14 protein-coding genes are annotated in these 16,003 nt (G+C 59.6%); 7 read left to right on the forward strand and 7 right to left on the reverse strand.

All coding sequences use genetic code 11. The annotated features are described in order from the left end of the window. The first annotated feature begins 7 nt into the window (after nucleotides 1-7). The 4 genes from deoC (at nucleotide 8) to QDX22_RS05285 (ending at nucleotide 3,482) form a co-directional block, all read left to right on the forward strand. Nucleotides 8-748: a deoxyribose-phosphate aldolase gene (deoC, locus tag QDX22_RS05270; RefSeq protein WP_110101115.1), complete on the forward strand. Its 741-nt coding sequence runs from the start codon at nucleotides 8-10 to the stop codon at nucleotides 746-748. A 67-nt stretch (nucleotides 749-815) separates the two neighbouring features. Then, the gene (locus QDX22_RS05275) at nucleotides 816-1,106 is read left to right on the forward strand and encodes a hypothetical protein (protein WP_110101116.1); all 291 of its coding nucleotides are present in this window, start codon (nucleotides 816-818) and stop codon (nucleotides 1,104-1,106) included. Nucleotides 1,107-1,145: 39 nt separating this feature from the next. After that, nucleotides 1,146-2,294, forward strand: coding sequence for an acyltransferase family protein (locus tag QDX22_RS05280; RefSeq protein ID WP_122549512.1), 1,149 nt, complete (start codon nucleotides 1,146-1,148; stop codon nucleotides 2,292-2,294). A gap of 75 nt (nucleotides 2,295-2,369) precedes the next feature. Next, nucleotides 2,370-3,482 carry an acyltransferase family protein gene (locus QDX22_RS05285; RefSeq protein WP_122549511.1) on the forward strand — a complete coding sequence of 371 codons (1,113 nt, stop codon included), beginning with the start codon at nucleotides 2,370-2,372 and terminating at the stop codon, nucleotides 3,480-3,482. Here QDX22_RS05285 and mfd read toward each other — a convergent pair. Beyond that, complete coding sequence (mfd, locus tag QDX22_RS05290; protein WP_279718114.1) at nucleotides 3,479-7,195, reverse strand: transcription-repair coupling factor; 3,717 nt, start codon at nucleotides 7,193-7,195, stop codon at nucleotides 3,479-3,481. The genes QDX22_RS05285 and mfd overlap by 4 nt on opposite strands. A 135-nt stretch (nucleotides 7,196-7,330) precedes the next feature. Here mfd and QDX22_RS05295 point away from each other — a divergent pair, with 135 nt between their 5' ends. Further along, entirely contained in the window at nucleotides 7,331-7,843 is a 513-nt protein-coding gene (locus QDX22_RS05295; RefSeq protein ID WP_110101119.1) for a DUF2505 domain-containing protein, read from the forward strand. Nucleotide 7,844: 1 nt separating this feature from the next. Here QDX22_RS05295 and QDX22_RS05300 read toward each other — a convergent pair whose 3' ends face one another. The 4 genes from QDX22_RS05300 to QDX22_RS05315 form a co-directional block, all read right to left on the reverse strand. Further along, nucleotides 7,845-8,411 carry a TetR/AcrR family transcriptional regulator gene (locus QDX22_RS05300; RefSeq protein ID WP_279718115.1) on the reverse strand — a complete coding sequence of 189 codons (567 nt, stop codon included), beginning with the start codon at nucleotides 8,409-8,411 and terminating at the stop codon, nucleotides 7,845-7,847. Beyond that, the gene (locus QDX22_RS05305) at nucleotides 8,398-9,873 is read right to left on the reverse strand and encodes an MFS transporter (RefSeq protein WP_279723944.1); all 1,476 of its coding nucleotides are present in this window, start codon (nucleotides 9,871-9,873) and stop codon (nucleotides 8,398-8,400) included. The genes QDX22_RS05300 and QDX22_RS05305 overlap by 14 nt, the downstream gene beginning before the upstream one ends. Before the next feature lie 109 nt (nucleotides 9,874-9,982). Beyond that, nucleotides 9,983-10,582: an aminoacyl-tRNA hydrolase gene (gene pth, locus QDX22_RS05310; RefSeq protein ID WP_110123078.1), complete on the reverse strand. Its 600-nt coding sequence runs from the start codon at nucleotides 10,580-10,582 to the stop codon at nucleotides 9,983-9,985. A 29-nt stretch (nucleotides 10,583-10,611) separates the two neighbouring features. Then, the gene (locus QDX22_RS05315; RefSeq protein WP_110123077.1) at nucleotides 10,612-11,253 is read right to left on the reverse strand and encodes a 50S ribosomal protein L25/general stress protein Ctc; all 642 of its coding nucleotides are present in this window, start codon (nucleotides 11,251-11,253) and stop codon (nucleotides 10,612-10,614) included. Nucleotides 11,254-11,551: 298 nt separating this feature from the next. Between QDX22_RS05315 and QDX22_RS05320 the strand changes: the two genes are divergently transcribed. After that, a complete protein-coding gene (locus QDX22_RS05320) occupies nucleotides 11,552-13,066 on the forward strand; it encodes a class I adenylate-forming enzyme family protein (protein WP_279718117.1) in 1,515 nt (504 codons plus the stop codon). Continuing rightward, entirely contained in the window at nucleotides 13,063-14,292 is a 1,230-nt protein-coding gene (locus QDX22_RS05325; protein WP_110101124.1) for a beta-ketoacyl-[acyl-carrier-protein] synthase family protein, read from the forward strand. Before QDX22_RS05320 ends, QDX22_RS05325 begins: the two co-directional genes overlap by 4 nt. Here QDX22_RS05325 and QDX22_RS05330 read toward each other — a convergent pair. Both QDX22_RS05330 and QDX22_RS05335 read right to left on the reverse strand, forming a co-directional pair. Next, nucleotides 14,264-14,809, reverse strand: a complete 546-nt coding sequence (locus QDX22_RS05330) for a histidine phosphatase family protein (RefSeq protein WP_110098803.1) — start codon at nucleotides 14,807-14,809, stop codon at nucleotides 14,264-14,266. The genes QDX22_RS05325 and QDX22_RS05330 overlap by 29 nt on opposite strands. A gap of 27 nt (nucleotides 14,810-14,836) precedes the next feature. Beyond that, nucleotides 14,837-15,952: an ABC transporter ATP-binding protein gene (locus tag QDX22_RS05335; protein ID WP_279718118.1), complete on the reverse strand. Its 1,116-nt coding sequence runs from the start codon at nucleotides 15,950-15,952 to the stop codon at nucleotides 14,837-14,839. Nucleotides 15,953-16,003 lie beyond the last annotated feature (51 nt).

The following is a 16,003-nucleotide window of genomic DNA, read 5'->3' on the forward strand; positions in this document are numbered from 1 at the left end:
CCAAACGATGACTGTTGTTGAATCCCCCACCGCCGCCCTGACCACCGAACAGATTGACACCCTCTCCACCGCCGAGTTGGCGGGGTTGATCGATCATACGTTGTTGACGGCCACCGCCACCGCCGAACACATTGCCGCCCTGTGTGACCAGGCTGCCGCCCACCGCACCGCCTCGGTGTGCGTGAATCCATTCTGGGTCCCGACCGCGGTGACCCAGCTCGAGGACTCACCGGTCGCGGTGTGTAGCGTGGTCGGGTTTCCCTTGGGCGCCACCACGACCTGGGCGAAAGCCACCGAAGCTCAACAAGCTGTCGCTGCCGGGGCCACAGAGATCGATATGGTCATCAATCTGGGCGCGTTGCATGCCGGGGACGATCACACCGTCATCGCCGATATTGCCCAGGTGGTCGAGGCCACCAAGTCCATCAACGATTCTGCGCTGGTGAAAGTCATTGTCGAAATCGGGGCGCTGACCGGCCCCGACGGCAACCTCTCCACCAACCTGCTCACCCGGGCCTGCCAGGCCGTCGAGGAAGCCCACGCCGATTTTGTCAAAACCTCCACCGGATTCGGCTACGGTCCAGCCACCCGCCAAGCTGTCACCGTGATGCGGCAGGCAGTCTCCGACCGGCTGGGGGTGAAGGCCTCCGGTGGCATTAAAACCCGGCAATCTGCCCTTCAGATGCTTCATGCAGGGGCTAACAGGCTGGGCTGTTCCGCAACTCTTGCTATCCTAGAACGTAACTAAGCATATTCGACTCGCACCCACGCTTGGCTACAGAGGCTTCTGTAGCTGTGAAAGATGAGGTAGACCCGTGATTCGTAACGGCAAACCAACCGACCACTCTGGTCGCGGATTCGGCACCGGCAATATTATCCTGTTCGCCGTGGTGTTCGTACTCCTGCTGGGAACCATGTTCGCCCTGAGTTTCTGGGAGCACAGCACCGACTACGTCAACGCTGTGTGGCTCCCGGGCATCACCGCGCTGGTGCTGATGGTGATCACCTTCCTGATCCCCAAGGCCATTGTCGGTCGCTCCGATACGGTTGATCACGATCACATTCACGATCCCAAGAACCTTCGTCACGACCCCGAGCAGTACTAACCACGCGCACCGTTCCGACGGTGGCGACCTTCGTTTTCAATGACTGCATGCCCGGGCCCACAACGGCCCGGGCTATTGTTTACCCACCGCCGTCTGACCCCCACCATGATGACAACAGCACCCCCGAACACCAACACCGCGACTGTGAAGCGACCGCGGATCGTCGGCGTCGATGCTCTGAGAGTGCTGTGCCTGATCGCGGTAATCTTCGGCCACACCTATGGTGCTACCATAGAGCACCGCGAGTTTTTGTCGATGTGGCGCATGCCGCTGTTCTTCGTGCTCTCCGGATATTTCTTGACCCCGGGAAAGTCACTGCGCGCGGAAACAAATACACGATTCACCACTCTTCTCGTCCCCTATTTTTGGTGGTCAGTCATCTGCTCGGTGGTGACCGTGATCTGGTGGTATCACGACCCCAAACATCTCACGGAGCTACTCATCATGGGCTGGTATGGCGGAGTCGACCAGACCATTATCTGGATGGCATTCTGGTTTCTGTCGGTGTTGACCGCCACCGTGCTGCTCTACCGGTGCCTGCAACATCTCCCAGCCTGGGTTCCCTGGGCCGTGGCACTGAGCGGACTCGTGCTGTCTGACATTCTCGACGACGAGCTCCTAGCGCGTACCCCATTCTCGGTGGGATTGTGTTTGCCGGTCTTGTTCTACATCCTCTGCGGACGTGCCTTGCACATGCTGGTGCACACCCGCTTGCAAGCAACCATCGGCACTGAGCGCCCAAGTACGCCCTATGCGCTGATCGGGTCGGACCTGGTCGTCGCCGGCTTCATCGCCACCGCCCTGGGGGTTCCCACCCATTCCATCCAGTCCTCAGACTTCGGTTTGTTTCTGGTCACCCCGCTTACCGGGATCACCATCTCTGCCGGTTTCATCTTGCTCAGCGCCACCTGGGGAGACCGTCTCATCCGAGCTATACCGCCCATGCGCCACTGGGTATATCAGCTCGCCCGTGCCGGAACCGTTGTCGTGCTCCTGCACGGGATCGTGCTGTTGCAACTAGACCGCTGGGACCTGGGCAACCTCCACCTGCGTTTCCTGCTGACTGTGGTGATCTGTTTCGCTGTCGGAACTCTGCTGTGCCGCCTGGCACCCCGCTACTGGTGGGCCCGTCTGTTGACCGGAATGCGCACACCGAAGACCTCGTCACCGAGGTCTTCGGTTAGCTAGACTGGGACGGACACCAGCCAGCCGATCAGCCAACAGCTGTTCCACGACCGAGAAGAGAAGCCCCTTCAGCGCACCATGGCCACTCCCACCTACCCCGCCGGTGACGTCGCCACTCGGCGCCATCTCACCGGGACCATCGGTCGCAATGTGGGGATCGACCTGTTAAGAATCGTCTCGATCGTCGCGGTGGTCGTCGGACACATCTACGGGGATGCTTTCACCTTCAAAAGTTATCTGGAAATCTGGCGGATGCCGCTGTTCTTCTTCCTGTCCGGTTTCTTCTTCACCCCCGGCCGGCCCTTCACCACCGAACTGAAAAACCGGTGGCTCACTCTGGGCGTGCCCTATTTGATCTGGGCGGTGCTGATGTCGGTCGTGGCATGGCTGTTCAACGACACCTGGGAAGAATTCCTCGAAGCACTCTTCTACGGCTGGTATGGCGGGTCGCAGCAAGACCCGCCGTGGTGGGCCTTCTGGTTTATCTCGGTGCTCTTTTTTGCCGTACTTATCCGTCGGTTCCTCGAACGATTCCCCACCTGGGTGGCCTGGACGGTGGCCATCCTGGGCTTTGTCGCCGCTGCGGTCTTGCCCGAGGACTACCAGTTGGGCGTGATCTTGCCCTTGGGCATCGGACTCGCTATACCGTGTATGTTCTACATCCTGTGCGGTGAAGCCTTCCGCTATCACATCCTGCCGCGACTCAGCGATTTTCCGGGGATCAAAGCCAAATCAACGACCACGCCCTTCGACTCCACCACGCTGGGTTTCCTCGGTCTTGGCCTCGTGCTGATCGGCATGGCCGCGGTGCTGATGGGCGTGCCACCGCACAACATCAAATTCGCTGGATTCGGTCTGTTCCTGGTGACCCCGGTGGTCGGGGTGCTGATGGTCTGTGGCATGGTGATGATCTTCGGCACCTGGGTCAACGTTCTGGTCCAACCCGCCCGCCCGGTGATACAGCAACTAGTCCGAACCGGGACCGTGGTGGTGCTGGCCCATGGCTGGCTGATCATGGAGTTCGCCCGGCTGGGTGTCGATAACCTGCATCAGCGCTTTATCCTCACCGTACTTACCAGCTGGGCACTCGGCTTGCTGATCATCTATTCACCACTGTCCCGCCCCTTAGCTGGGGTTCCGATGAAACCTTTCTGGCGTCGCATCCTCCAGCCTGGCGAGTACCAACACTAACTACCCTCAGCCACACCGGACTCCTGCGATGATCCACCTTCTTCCGGTAAGTTCTTGGCCACCTGAGGGAAGATATTGCGCACCAGCTCACTGGCCCACTGCAACAGTGGTTGGTCGGTGAGGTCCTTACCGACCACCGTCTGAGCGTCCTTGGGCCGGGGCACCATTACGGCTTTCAAAGCCGGTTTGAGACTCGAACCTGGATACATCCTGTTCAGGCGCATCACACGTGACTCGGGGAGCTCTTCCACAGGCCCGAACTTGATGTTCCTGCCCATCGACATGATCTCGGAGATCCCGTGTCCACGCGCGACATTGCGCAATCGAGCCACCGCGACCAAGTTCTCAGCCGGTTCTGGTAGGTCCCCGTAGCGGTCCTTGAGTTCGTCGATCACCGCCTCGATAGCCTGGTCATCGTGGGCCTGGGCCAGGTTTCGATACGCCTCCAAACGTAGCCGTTCGCCGGGGACATAATCATGCGGCAGGTGCGCGTTGACCGGTAGCTCGACCTTGACCTCCACCGGCGAAGGATCGTCTTCGCCCTTGAAATCGGCCACAGCTTCCCCGACCATGCGGATATAGAGGTCGAATCCCACCCCGGCGATGTGGCCGGACTGTTCCCCACCCAACAGATTGCCGGCCCCACGAATTTCCAGGTCTTTCTGGGCCAGTTTCAGACCCGATCCCAACTCGTTATGGGTGGCCACCGCCCGCAGTCGTTCCAGAGCAGTCTCGGTCAGTGGTTTATGTGGATCGTAGAGGAAATAAGCGTAGGCCCGCTCTCGACCACGTCCCACGCGTCCGCGCAACTGGTGCAGCTGGGAGAGCCCGTAGCGGTGGGCATCTTCAATGATCAACGTGTTGGCGTTGGCAATGTCGAGCCCGGTTTCAATGATGGTGGTCGAGACCAGCACGTCGAACTCTTTCTCCCAGAATTTAACCATGATCTCTTCCAAGGTGGACTCAGCCATTTTGCCGTGAGCCACCGCGACACGGGCTTCGGGCACCAGCTGCTGAATGTGGGCGGCTACCTTATTGATCGAGGTGACCCGGTTGTGGACATAGAAAACCTGCCCTTCGCGCATCATCTCCCGCCGTATCGCGGCAATCACCTGTTGGTCGGTATAGGGACCGACCGTGGTCAGCACCGGGTGGCGTTCCTCCGGGGCGGTGGCCAGCGTCGAAGTTTCCCGAATCCCGGTCATCGACATCTCCAGGGTGCGCGGGATCGGGGTCGCCGACATGGCCAACACATCGACATTGGTGCGAAGTTTCTTCAGCTGTTCCTTGTGTTCCACGCCGAAGCGCTGTTCCTCATCGACAATCACCAGGCCGAGATCTTTGAACTGCACCTGGTCGGCCAACAGCCGGTGAGTACCGATCACCACATCGACGCTCCCGTCGGCGACACCGTTGATGGTGTCTCTAGCCTGTTTGCCGGTTTGAAAACGTGAAAGAGGCCGGACGGTGATGGGAAAGCCGGCGAAACGCTCGGTAAAGGTTTCATGGTGTTGGCGAGCCAACAGCGTGGTGGGCACCAGCACCGCCACCTGTTTGCCGTCTTGAACCGCCTTGAACGCTGCGCGAACGGCGACCTCGGTTTTGCCGAAGCCTACATCCCCGGAAATCAGCCGGTCCATCGGAACCTGCGACTGCATATCGTGCTTGACTTCATCGATTGCAGTCAGCTGGTCGGGCGTTTCGATAAAGGGGAAGGATTCTTCGAGTTCTCTCTGCCACGGCGTATCGGCCGAGAACGAGTACCCTCGAGAGGCCATGCGTGCCGAGTAGAGCCGGATCAGCTCATTGGCGATTTCGCGGGTCGCCCGCCGGGCTTTGGACTTCGTCTGAGCCCAGTCAGAGCCGCCCATTTTCGACAAGCTGGGAGTCTCTCCTCCCACGTACTGCGAGACTTGGTCCAGCTGGTCGGTGGGCACAAACAGCCGATCTCCGGGAGCACCGCGTTTGGAGGGAGCGTATTCCAACACCAGGTATTCCCGATAACCATCTTGGGCGGCAACTCCAGATGGTGCTGTGGAGACTTTGCGACGTTGTAGTTCAATGAATTTGGCAATGCCGTGCTGAGCGTGAACAACGTAGTCGCCTTCGCGCAGTTCGAGAGGATCGACCGCGTTGCGCTTTTTCCGGGCGAGGGAACGACGTTTGCCGCGTTCGGATCCGGCAATCGCACGACGTCCAAATAAGTCACGTTCAGATACCACCGCGATTTTTTCTGCTTCCGCCACGAAACCGGCGTTAATAGCTGCTGGCGTGATCTGAACTTGGCCGGGCAATTCTGCGGCCACTTCCTCGACCACCGAGGCGCTCATACCGGCTTGGACAAGCAACTCGGCCACGCGCCGAGCCGAACCGGAGCTGTCGGTGGCCACCGCGACAGTGAAGTCCTGAGAAATCCGGGTGCGCATATGCTCTAGCATGGCCTCCACGTCTCCGGAGAATTCTGCAGAGGGCCGGAATCCGGTCCGGTAGCTCTGCTCATCAGCGATTAAATCGGGGTCAGCACCCAACACAGCGAATTGCCACCAGCCCTGATGATTCTCCAGCGCCTTGGCCCGGGTCTCCGCTAGCGTGGCGAATCCCCCAAACTGAGACTGTTCGGTTTGAGAGGTATCCAGCGGTGCTGCCACCCCGTCGGCAGCAGCCGCCCAGGCCGCCTGCAGGAATTCTTCGTTGGTGGCCAACAGGTCCTCGGCCCGGGCTCGAATTTTCTCCGGTTCAATCAGCAGGCTCAACGATCCAGCCGGCAACAGGTCTAGGAAGTCAACCATCTCGGTCACCAACGGCGCCAGCGATTCCATGCCCTCGGTGGCCTGGCCTTGCGAGATGCGTTCCAGCATATCGACGGCTTGCGGCATGGAGGCTTGTAGCGCACGGGCTTTTTCGCGCACGGCGTCGGTGAGCAACAGTTCTCGGCACGGTGGCGCATACACACTGGTGGGGGTGGCCGAGCCGTCATTACTGGTGTCTTCCAAGGAGCGCTGGTCTGCCACCGAGAACCAGCGGATTTCCTCGACTTCATCGCCGAAGAACTCGATGCGTTGTGGGTGGTCTTCGGTGGGCGGGAAGACGTCAATGATCCCACCACGTACCGCAAATTCACCGCGCTTGGTAACCATATCCACCCGAGAGTAGGCGGCATGAGCCAACGCAGCGACCACGGACTCAAACTCGTAGAATTCACCGGTGTTGATCACCACCGGCGTTAAGTCGCCGAGTCCTTTGACCACCGGTTGCAGGATCGAACGGATCGGGGCGAAGAGCACTTTCAGCGGGGCCTGCCCGGCATCCTGTGGGTGAGCCAGGCGGCGCAAGATCGCCAGCCGTTCACCGACCGTATCCGAACGTGGCGAGAGTCGCTCATGAGGCAAGGTCTCCCAGGAGGGAAACAGCCCGACAGTGTCAGCATCCATCCACGAGGTCACGGCTGAGCGTAGTTCCTCGGCCTCACGGTGGGTAGCGGTCATCACCAGCACCACCGGGTGCACTGGGGTGTCGCCGTTGCGTTGAGTCGCCAGGTCACTCACGGCGCCTGAAATCAACGCGGTGGCCGCAGGTCGGGCCCCATCAGGCAGGTGGAGTCCCAGGTCTGGGGTGGGCTCGTCGTGGGCGGCCAAGCTCGATAACGCTGTGGCTAATCCGCGATCTTCAGACAGCGCGGGCAACAGCGGTGCTAAGGGTGAATGCTCGGACACGGGATGGTCTTCCTTCAGCGTGGTTAAATGGGTTCAGCGCCATCATTGTGGCGCCCAGATTTAGACTACCCGGTTCACCTTTCCTCACGCCGTGAGTGAACCAAAAGTCTCCTGCGGAGAGGACCAGCACCGATCATGGCTTTTGCGGAAAACATCACCGTGCATCACCCCGTAGCACACGTCTTTCAGGCGCTGACCTCACACGATTTTCATCGACACGCCACCGAGCAGGTCGGGGCGACCCTCACCGAGTTTCAGGTGGCTGACGGCGATGACGGGCGGGTGAAGGTGACGATAATTCCTCATCTCTCCGGCGAGGCCATCCAGCATAAGGTTCCCCATGCGCTGCGAAGCTTGGTCACAGACGGTGTGGAAATTCGGCAGGAAGTGGTCTGGTCTAGACCAGCTGAAAACGACTCGCGGACAGCATTGCTGAGGATTCTCATCCCCATCGCCCGTGCTGAAAGCACCGTCACCCAGACCCTGTCAGCAACCAGTACCAGCGACACGGATTATGCGGTTGAAGGAAATCTACAGTGCCATATCCCGTTCATCGGGTCCGCACTGGTTTCCACGCTCGAGCCCCAGGTGTCAAAGGTTATCGCCACACAAGCACGCGCCATCGATGCGTGGCTGGCCGAGCACTAGCTCAGCGGTCTGGTCGTTCGTCCGTGGCGGTTTGATCGATCTTGGCCAGGACGTGGTCCACCAACGCTTCCCGCTGGGATTCGCTGAGCCGATCCTCGTGGACGTAGTCGTGAAGCCACAGCCCGTCGGCCATTAACAACACGAGGAAACGCTCGAGCCCCAAAGTCCCGGCGCTGTCGATCTCCGCCGGGGAGGGGACCCAACGTTGATCCACCGCTTGCCAGATAGCGGCCAGTTCCGGGTTCGAGCGGGCATCAATTTCCAACAGGAGTTCGGTTTTGGTGGCACTGCGTCGCAGAGATACCACGACGGCGCGCAGGCGCTGGGACCCCGTGAGTTGCTCGGCGGGGCCACCCCGGGCTGCTTCGAGTTCGGCTTCCCACTGATCCGCCATATACTGATGCACCGCGCGCATCATTTCCTCGCGGGAGGGAAAATGGTAGATGATCCCGGATTTCGACAGCCCGGAGGATTGGGCCAACGCATCATAAGACACCGAATCCAGGCTTCCGGCCTCAATGAGGTCAATAGCGGTGCGGATGATTTTGGTTTTCTTACTCGGTCGCATCAGCTTCCTTCGGGTTGCCTCGGAAACACCAGGCGGTCACCAGGGCACCAATGAGGCCCACGGTCGCTACTATGCCCAAAATGCTGAGATAGGCCTGATCGTAGGCGGCAACGGCTTGCTCGCCATACATTGGGTGATCGACCCCGTGGTCCACGTCTGCGGCTACCGGTGCTGGGGCGTTCATGCTGTAGAGCAGGGGCATCACCGAGCCAAAAACGGCCACCGCAACCAAGGTGCCGAACTCGTAGGAAACCGCTTCCACAGAGGAGGCCATCCCCGCCTTGGACGGGGGTGCCGATCCTAGGATGGCAGTCGACGAGACCGAGGTTGCCAGGCCACCACCTAGACCCACCAGGATCATACTGCCCAGGAACAAGGGCACCACATCGAGGGTGAACGTCCACATACTCACTCCCAGTCCCACCACGATAAGCAGGAACCCGCCGGTAATCAGCGGACGGAAACCGACCCTGTGGAGTACCGAGCCACCTAATAACGCGGTAGGAATCGCCGGCAGAGCCACGGCAGCCTCCATTGCGCCGGCTTGCAAGGGGGTGAGACCGCCAGCGGTCTGGAACCGCTGGGTGGTCATAAGTTCCACGCCGGAAAGCGCCACCATGATCAACACCGCGGTCAGCGTGCCGCCGGTGAAGACTGGGTCACGGAAAATCGACAATTCCAACAGCGGGTGGGTGAGCAAGCGCTGGCGAAGCCAAAACAACACAACACCAATCACGGCAATGACAAGAGCGATCGATAGCACCCAGGCATTCCGCTGAGGATTGGCTAGTTCTTTAATGCTCATCACGAACCCCGCCATAGCAAACATCATCAACAGCGATGACACCAGATCCCAATGCCGTTCTGGGTGTGCCACGTTCGGTGGGGCAACCGCGATGGTGGCAATCACCGTGATGATGACGATGGGGACGTTGAGCAAAAACACCGAGCCCCACCAGAAGAACTCCAGGAGTAAACCACCCAGCACCGGACCGGATGCGGCGCCCACGACCGCCACCGACCCCCAGATGGCCACTGCGACGTTGCGTTCTTTAACGTCACGGAATGTTAGCCGCACGAGTGCGAGACTCGCTGGCATCATGGTGGCAGCTCCCACGCCGAGGATTGCCCGGGCGACAATCAGCGTGCAGGCGTTGGGCGAGAAGGCCGCCAGCAAGGAACCGGCACCGAAGATACTGACGCCCAGTAAGAACATGAGCCGATGACCGATTTTATCTCCGAGTGTGCCGGTGCCCAGTAACAGCCCTGATAGTACCAGGGGGTAGGCATTGATGATCCAGAGACCTTGCAGTTCACTGGTGCCGAGCTCATCGCGCAGTACCGGTAATGCGGTATAGAGGACCGAGTTATCAGCACCCACCAAAAATAGTGCGGCGGAGATGATGGCCAAAAAGGCCCAACGCTGACCGGGCGTTGAGGTTTCAGCTTGAAGACGAGTCATCACCCCCAAAACTCTACCAACCGTTCGGTACAGTTACTATCTCAGAGGTCCGTCACAGATGGTGAGATATCAAACAGTTCTCGGTCCTAGCAGACAGGTGGGCCCAAGGCTAGTGGAAACGGTTTTGTGTGGGAGTCAAGCCGTCAGTAATGAGACTTTCGACAGCATCAGCTGCTGTGGATACATGCAACGGTAGCACCTGGCGTTGAGTGGAATTGAAAGGCTTGAGCACGTAGCTGGATACGTCCATGGCTCCGGGGGGCCGTCCGATTCCGGCCCGAACGCGGTAATAGTTTTTATCGCCTATACACTGCGTGATGGATTTCAGTCCGTTATGACCGCCATCTCCCCCACCGCGTTTGATGCGCAGGCGATCGAAATCGATATCGAGCTCGTCGTGGACCACAATGAGCTGGTCCAGTGGCACTTTAAAGAAAGTGGTCAACGCTTTGACGGGACCACCAGAGAGATTCATGTAGGTAGCTGGTTTGGCCACCAGGACTTTCTCTCGAGTTTGTCCCAGCCGCAGGGTGGCCAACGCGTTCTGTGTTTTATGAGCCCGGAAGCTTCCGCCATAGCGTTCGACGAGCTCATCGGCCACCATGTGACCAATATTGTGCCGAGTGCTGTGGTATTTGTCGCCGGGGTTGCCCAGTCCCACCACCAGCCAGGGGCTGGTGGTGGACGCTGAGCTTCTGCCTAAACGCATCGGCACCATATATCTCCGTGACGAGACACTTAGTCGTCGCTGTTTTCAGAGCCCTGGCTGTTGGCCTCGTCGCCAGAAGCGGCTTCGTCTCCCTCAGTACCTGCTTCGGGCTCTTCACCCAGGTCCTGCTCGACGATCTCGTCGACGGTAGCGATCACAGCGTCATCTTCCAGTTGCAACGAGGTGCCAGCCGGCAGCTGCACGTCGGAAGCCAGCACGTGGTTGCCACCTTCACGTCCTTCTACCGAGATGGTGACAGAATCCGGCAGGTCCAGCGCGTCGGCTTCGATCGGCAGGGAGGCTTCTTCCAAGAAGTAGGTGAAGCCAGGTGCCACTTCGCCTTCGACCTCAACGGGCACGTCAACAACCACCTTTTCACCGCGACGCACGATCAGCAGGTCAACGTGCTCGATCTTTTCTTTCAGCGGGTTGCGCTGAATATCTTTGGCCAGTGCCATGATCTCTTCACCGTCAGCGGTGAGTTTCAGCAACTGGTTGGGGGTCCGCAAAGCCATGAAGGTGTCGTACTCAGGCATCAGAATGTGGCGCGGCTCTGAACCGTGACCGTAAATGACGGCCGGGATTTTGCCTTCGCGGCGCGCCTGGCGGGAAGCACCCTTGCCAGTATCGGTGCGAAATTCGACATTGATGTTGACGGTATCAATCGCCATAATGAGTCCTCCTGTTAATACTCACGAGCTAGTGCTCATCACGACCAGGCAGGAACAAAGAGAATCTGTGATACGCCGAGCATGAAGACAGCTGGCAACGGTGATCTCATCAGCCTCGTCGATAACGGAGCAAGTCTGCTCCCTCGCCTGGGCAACTGTTGCATTCTAGCATGAGCGCACTGGCTTCGACCACTTCAACCTCGCCTGAGCGATGTGTTTAGATAGCAAGGAACGCCGGGACAGTCTCCGGCACAGCCTATCCAATCCGTGGTGAAGTGGTAAGGGGGGGTGTCGACTTATGCCCTTTGTACAATCAGTTCTGGCCCGCGCAATCGAGACTCCCGAGCGCATCGCCCTCGCCGATGACCAGGGTCAATACATTACCTATGGTGAGCTGCTGAGCTCATCCCGCACCACAGCGTCACGACTCCAGCAGGTGGCGCGGGAAACCCCGGACAGCCCTCACCAGGATCTTGCCGGTTACCCGGTCGTGGCGTTGTGTCTGCACGATGCGTTGACCACCGTACGTCTCTTTGCCGAGCTCAGTATGGGCCCGGTGGTGCTCAGCGTGCTGAATCCAAGGGACTGGCACGACCAGCTGTGGGGCAATATCTCCTCTGCCGGTATCACTGTAGTAGTCACCGATGACCAGACTTTCTCCCAGTATCTTCGTACCCACGGCTTTCCTGGAACGGTGCTCGGCCCGCAACTGCTGCTAGCACCAGACGTGGATCCCAAAGACACCACGGTTCCCCAAGATGCAGATCCCTATCTCGTGTTGTTTTCCTCGGGGACGACAGGCCAGCCCAAAGCATTTATCAAAACCCGGGGCGAGTACCGGGCCAATTACCGGGCCTCGCACCAACGACTCCAGGTAGCAGGTCACACAACACTGGCCCCCGGAACGTTGTCGTATAGCCTCATCCTCTACGCGGTGGTCGAGGCACTGGGCGCTGGTGAAACCTGCGTGGTGACCGGCCGGGCGCATTTTCGGCACATGACCGCAGCCTTCACCCACTGGCCGATCACCCGCGTCGTGGCGGCACCGGCCGTCTTGCTGGGCATTCTGGAGGCCGCCGGGAATCAGACCGAACGGCTAGGGAATCTTCAGGTACTGGTCACCGGAGGTTCGGCAGTCCCTCAAGCATTACGCGACCGGGTCGCGGAGAAAGTGCCGCGCGCAAAACTGATCAACTACTTTGGCACCGGAGAAATCGGATTCATTGCCGATTCCACACCGGATCCCTGCGGGATCAGCTATTCCAACCGGTTACGCCTCTATGACCACGTCACTGCCCAGGTCCGAGACACCACCAACCGGGTCTTGGCCGAGAACTGTCTGGGGCAGCTGTGGTTTCGCGCCCCGTCGGCGTCAGCACGGTATCTCAATTCCCCTGCCCAACTCAGCGACGAATTCGGTTGGCGCACCGTGGGTGACTGGGGGATGGTGCAGGATCGGTGGATTCAGTTAGCTGGCCGTGGCGACGAGATCGTCACCACCGGGGCCAACACCATCAGCCTCGTCGAGGCCGATGACAGGCTGGCTCAAGCTCTTGGCCCCCTGGTCACGGGGGCAACAGCCACCGTCGGTTTGCCCGATCCACGTCTGGGCGTGATCATCGCCGGGGTGATCGAAACTCCACAGGCGCCCACAAAATCCGAATTGGTGGCCCTCGCCCGCGACAACATCCCGGAGCCCTTCCGACCACGGCGCTGGTACTCCATCGCCCGTTTCCCACGGACCAGCTCAGAGAAAATTCAACGCCGACGCCTCACCCAACTCATTGATGAGGGAAAGGCCCACCGGTTATGAGTATCCACCAGGTTGGCATCACCGGGATGGGCGCGGTGAGCGCAGCTGGGCACGGGACCGCTAGGCTCTGGCATTCTGTAACTGACGGGCACCATCTGTTCAGCCCCCTGCCGGAGTCTCTCGTACAGCAAACCGGTGTCCGCGTAGCTGCCACAGCTGAGCCGATCGATGCCACCGACATCTTTGACCCACCGTTATCGAACCGGGTGGATCAGGCTGTGGTGATGGCAATCTGTGCAGCCGATCAGGCCCTGGGGTATTCCGGCACCCCCACATCCGATGAACCTTTTTTTGGCGGGGACATTATTGCCGCCAGCGCCAACGGACCGGTGACAACAATTCACCGCGCGGTCGAAGCCATCACCTCCGGCGTCTCGCGAGCGCCCGCGATCCCAGCGGTCCTAACGGCCTCCCCCGATACGGTGGCCACACTGGCCGCCCAACGCTATGGCAGTCATGGCGGGACCGAAGCGGTGAGTGCCACGTGCGCGTCCTCCACGATCGCGCTCGTGACCGCTTTGCGCCGGATACGCCACGGTTATGCCCGCCGCGTGCTGGTAATCGGCTATGAAGACGCGGTGAATCCGGTGAATCTGACCGGTAATGCATTGGTTGGGGCGCTGAGCAAGAATGCAAATCCGGATCAGATCTGCCGACCTTTCGATGCCGCACGCGATGGGTTCGTGATGGCTTCCGGCGCGGTGGCATTACTCCTGGAAGCCGACCCGGCCCGTCCCCTGGCGCTGTTGGCCGGAGGCGGGATGGGCCAGGATAGTTTTCATCCCACCGCGGCAGACCCCACCGGTCGCTGGGCCGGACAGACGATCGCTGATGCTCTAGCGGATGCCGGTCTCGAACCGTACCAGATCGGACAGATCAGCGCTCACGCTACCTCCACTCCCCGTGGGGATGCTGCCGAAGTAGCTGCTTTATCACGAATTTTTGGCGCGTGCCTTCCCGGTGTGCCGGTCACCGCACTCAAGTCGGTGACCGGTCACTTGATGGGCGGATCCGGTGCTTTGCAGGTGGCCATGGCGGTTGAGTCTATTTGTGCCGGGCTCATTCCGGGCACCCGGAATCTTCAGCACCCAGATTTTTCTGATCAGATTCAGGTGGTGACATCCACACAACATTGGCAACCCTCGGCGGTGTTGGCTCCCAGCTTCGGTTTTGGTGGCCACAATGCTGCGGTGGTGATCACACCAGTCGAGAGTCAATCGCCCTAATTTCGGCGTTAGCGATCCGGGGGTGTGGCTCTCCAGTGAGTTGCTCGAGCATGACTCGAATCAGTGCCCCGTGACTAATAATGACCACCGGGGCATCACCGTAGCGGGTTTTAAGCTCTCGCAGTGCCCGCACCCCACGTCGCCCCGCCTCCGCACGTGGTTCACCACCGTCCATCAGAGCCTGACGTTGCTCATCGGACAATCCCCGTACATCCCGGCCTTCCGCACTGCCGTAGGATCGTTCAATCAGCCCAGGTTCGATGTGGACCTCGACTCCCCCGATCCGGGTGGCGATAATCTGTGCGGTTTCTTGTGCCCGAGACAGTGGCGAGCTAATCACCGCCGTGGGACGCAGATTTGCCAGTTCCTCAGCTGCCAAAACCGCTTGGGCGCGACCGGTGTCATTGAGCGGAATGTCGGTGCGTCCCTGCATCCGGCCGGCCTTATTCCAATCAGTTTGACCGTGGCGGACGAGATACCAGGTAGCACCTGGCTGAGGGCGGTCTTGGTCGTGCACGCAAGAGATCCTGTTCGCTGGATTGATTTAGTTCAAGTATACGTGTGCGGATTGAATCACGGGCTGGACCAGCTCGCCCGGTTGCCGAACCGGTTGATCCGGATCGCCAAAAACACGCACCTCCGTGTCTCCCCATTCGAGCGCGGTTTCGGTCCGATCGCGACCTTGCAAGATCGAGGTGACTCGCGCCACCTGCACATCGTCTCCGTCGGGCTGAGACACCGACTCCAGGCGAATATGGTAGGGGTCGACGCTAGCGATAGCTCGTTGCCTGCCGGCACCAGCCTGCACGTCATCAACGAAACTGACCTTCGCGGGAGCATGATCCGTGCCAGCAGTGTACAGGTTCACCCCCGGGTGGTCCGGATAGAACCGACCCGATGAGATACTTCCTGGAAACAGCGTCGCATCATTAAGAAAGCCAGCCACAAAACTTGACGCGGGACTGGCCGTCATCTGGCTTGCGGTACCAACTTGGACAATTCGGCCCTGATCCATCACCACCACACGGTCGGCAATCGCTAGTGCTTCAGAGCGGTCGTGGGTCACGTGCACCGCGGTGAGACCTTGCTCGGTGGTGAGCCTGCGAAGTTCCAGGCGAAGCCGAGCGCGAAGCGGCTCGTCTAAGGCCGACAACGCTTCGTCAAGCAAAAGTGCTGACGGCTCTGCGACGATTGCGCGGGCCAATGCAACTCGTTGTCGCTGTCCTCCGGACAACTGTGTGGGCTTGCGCTGAGCGAACTCCACCAGTCCCACGTCCTCGAGTATCTTCTCGACCCGCGCCGAAATTTCTGCCGAGCGCAGTCCGGCACGTTTGAGAGGATACGCCACATTCTCGCTGACGCTCATATGAGGCCATACCGCGTGGTCTTGGAATACCATACCCAGTTGACGTCGATGTGGTGGTACCCAGATATCGGAAGCAAGTAGGGTCCGTCCACCCAACGTTATCCGTCCACTCAGCGGTCGGATGAACCCTGCCAGTGTGCGCAACAAGGTGGTTTTACCGGATCCGGAGGGCCCGACCAGGGCGATAAATTCTCCATCGGCGATGTTGAGCGAAATATCTTGAAGAGCTAGCTGTGATTCCAGGGGGGCACTGTTATAGCTGTGGTTGAGTTGCGAAATGCTGATATCAGACATAAGAAGCAATCATCTTTCGAACGTAGAGGCGAAGCAAGACCAGCAAGAACA

Source organism: Auritidibacter ignavus (assembly GCF_029853775.1).
Taxonomy (GTDB): Bacteria; Actinomycetota; Actinomycetes; order Actinomycetales; family Micrococcaceae; genus Auritidibacter; species Auritidibacter ignavus.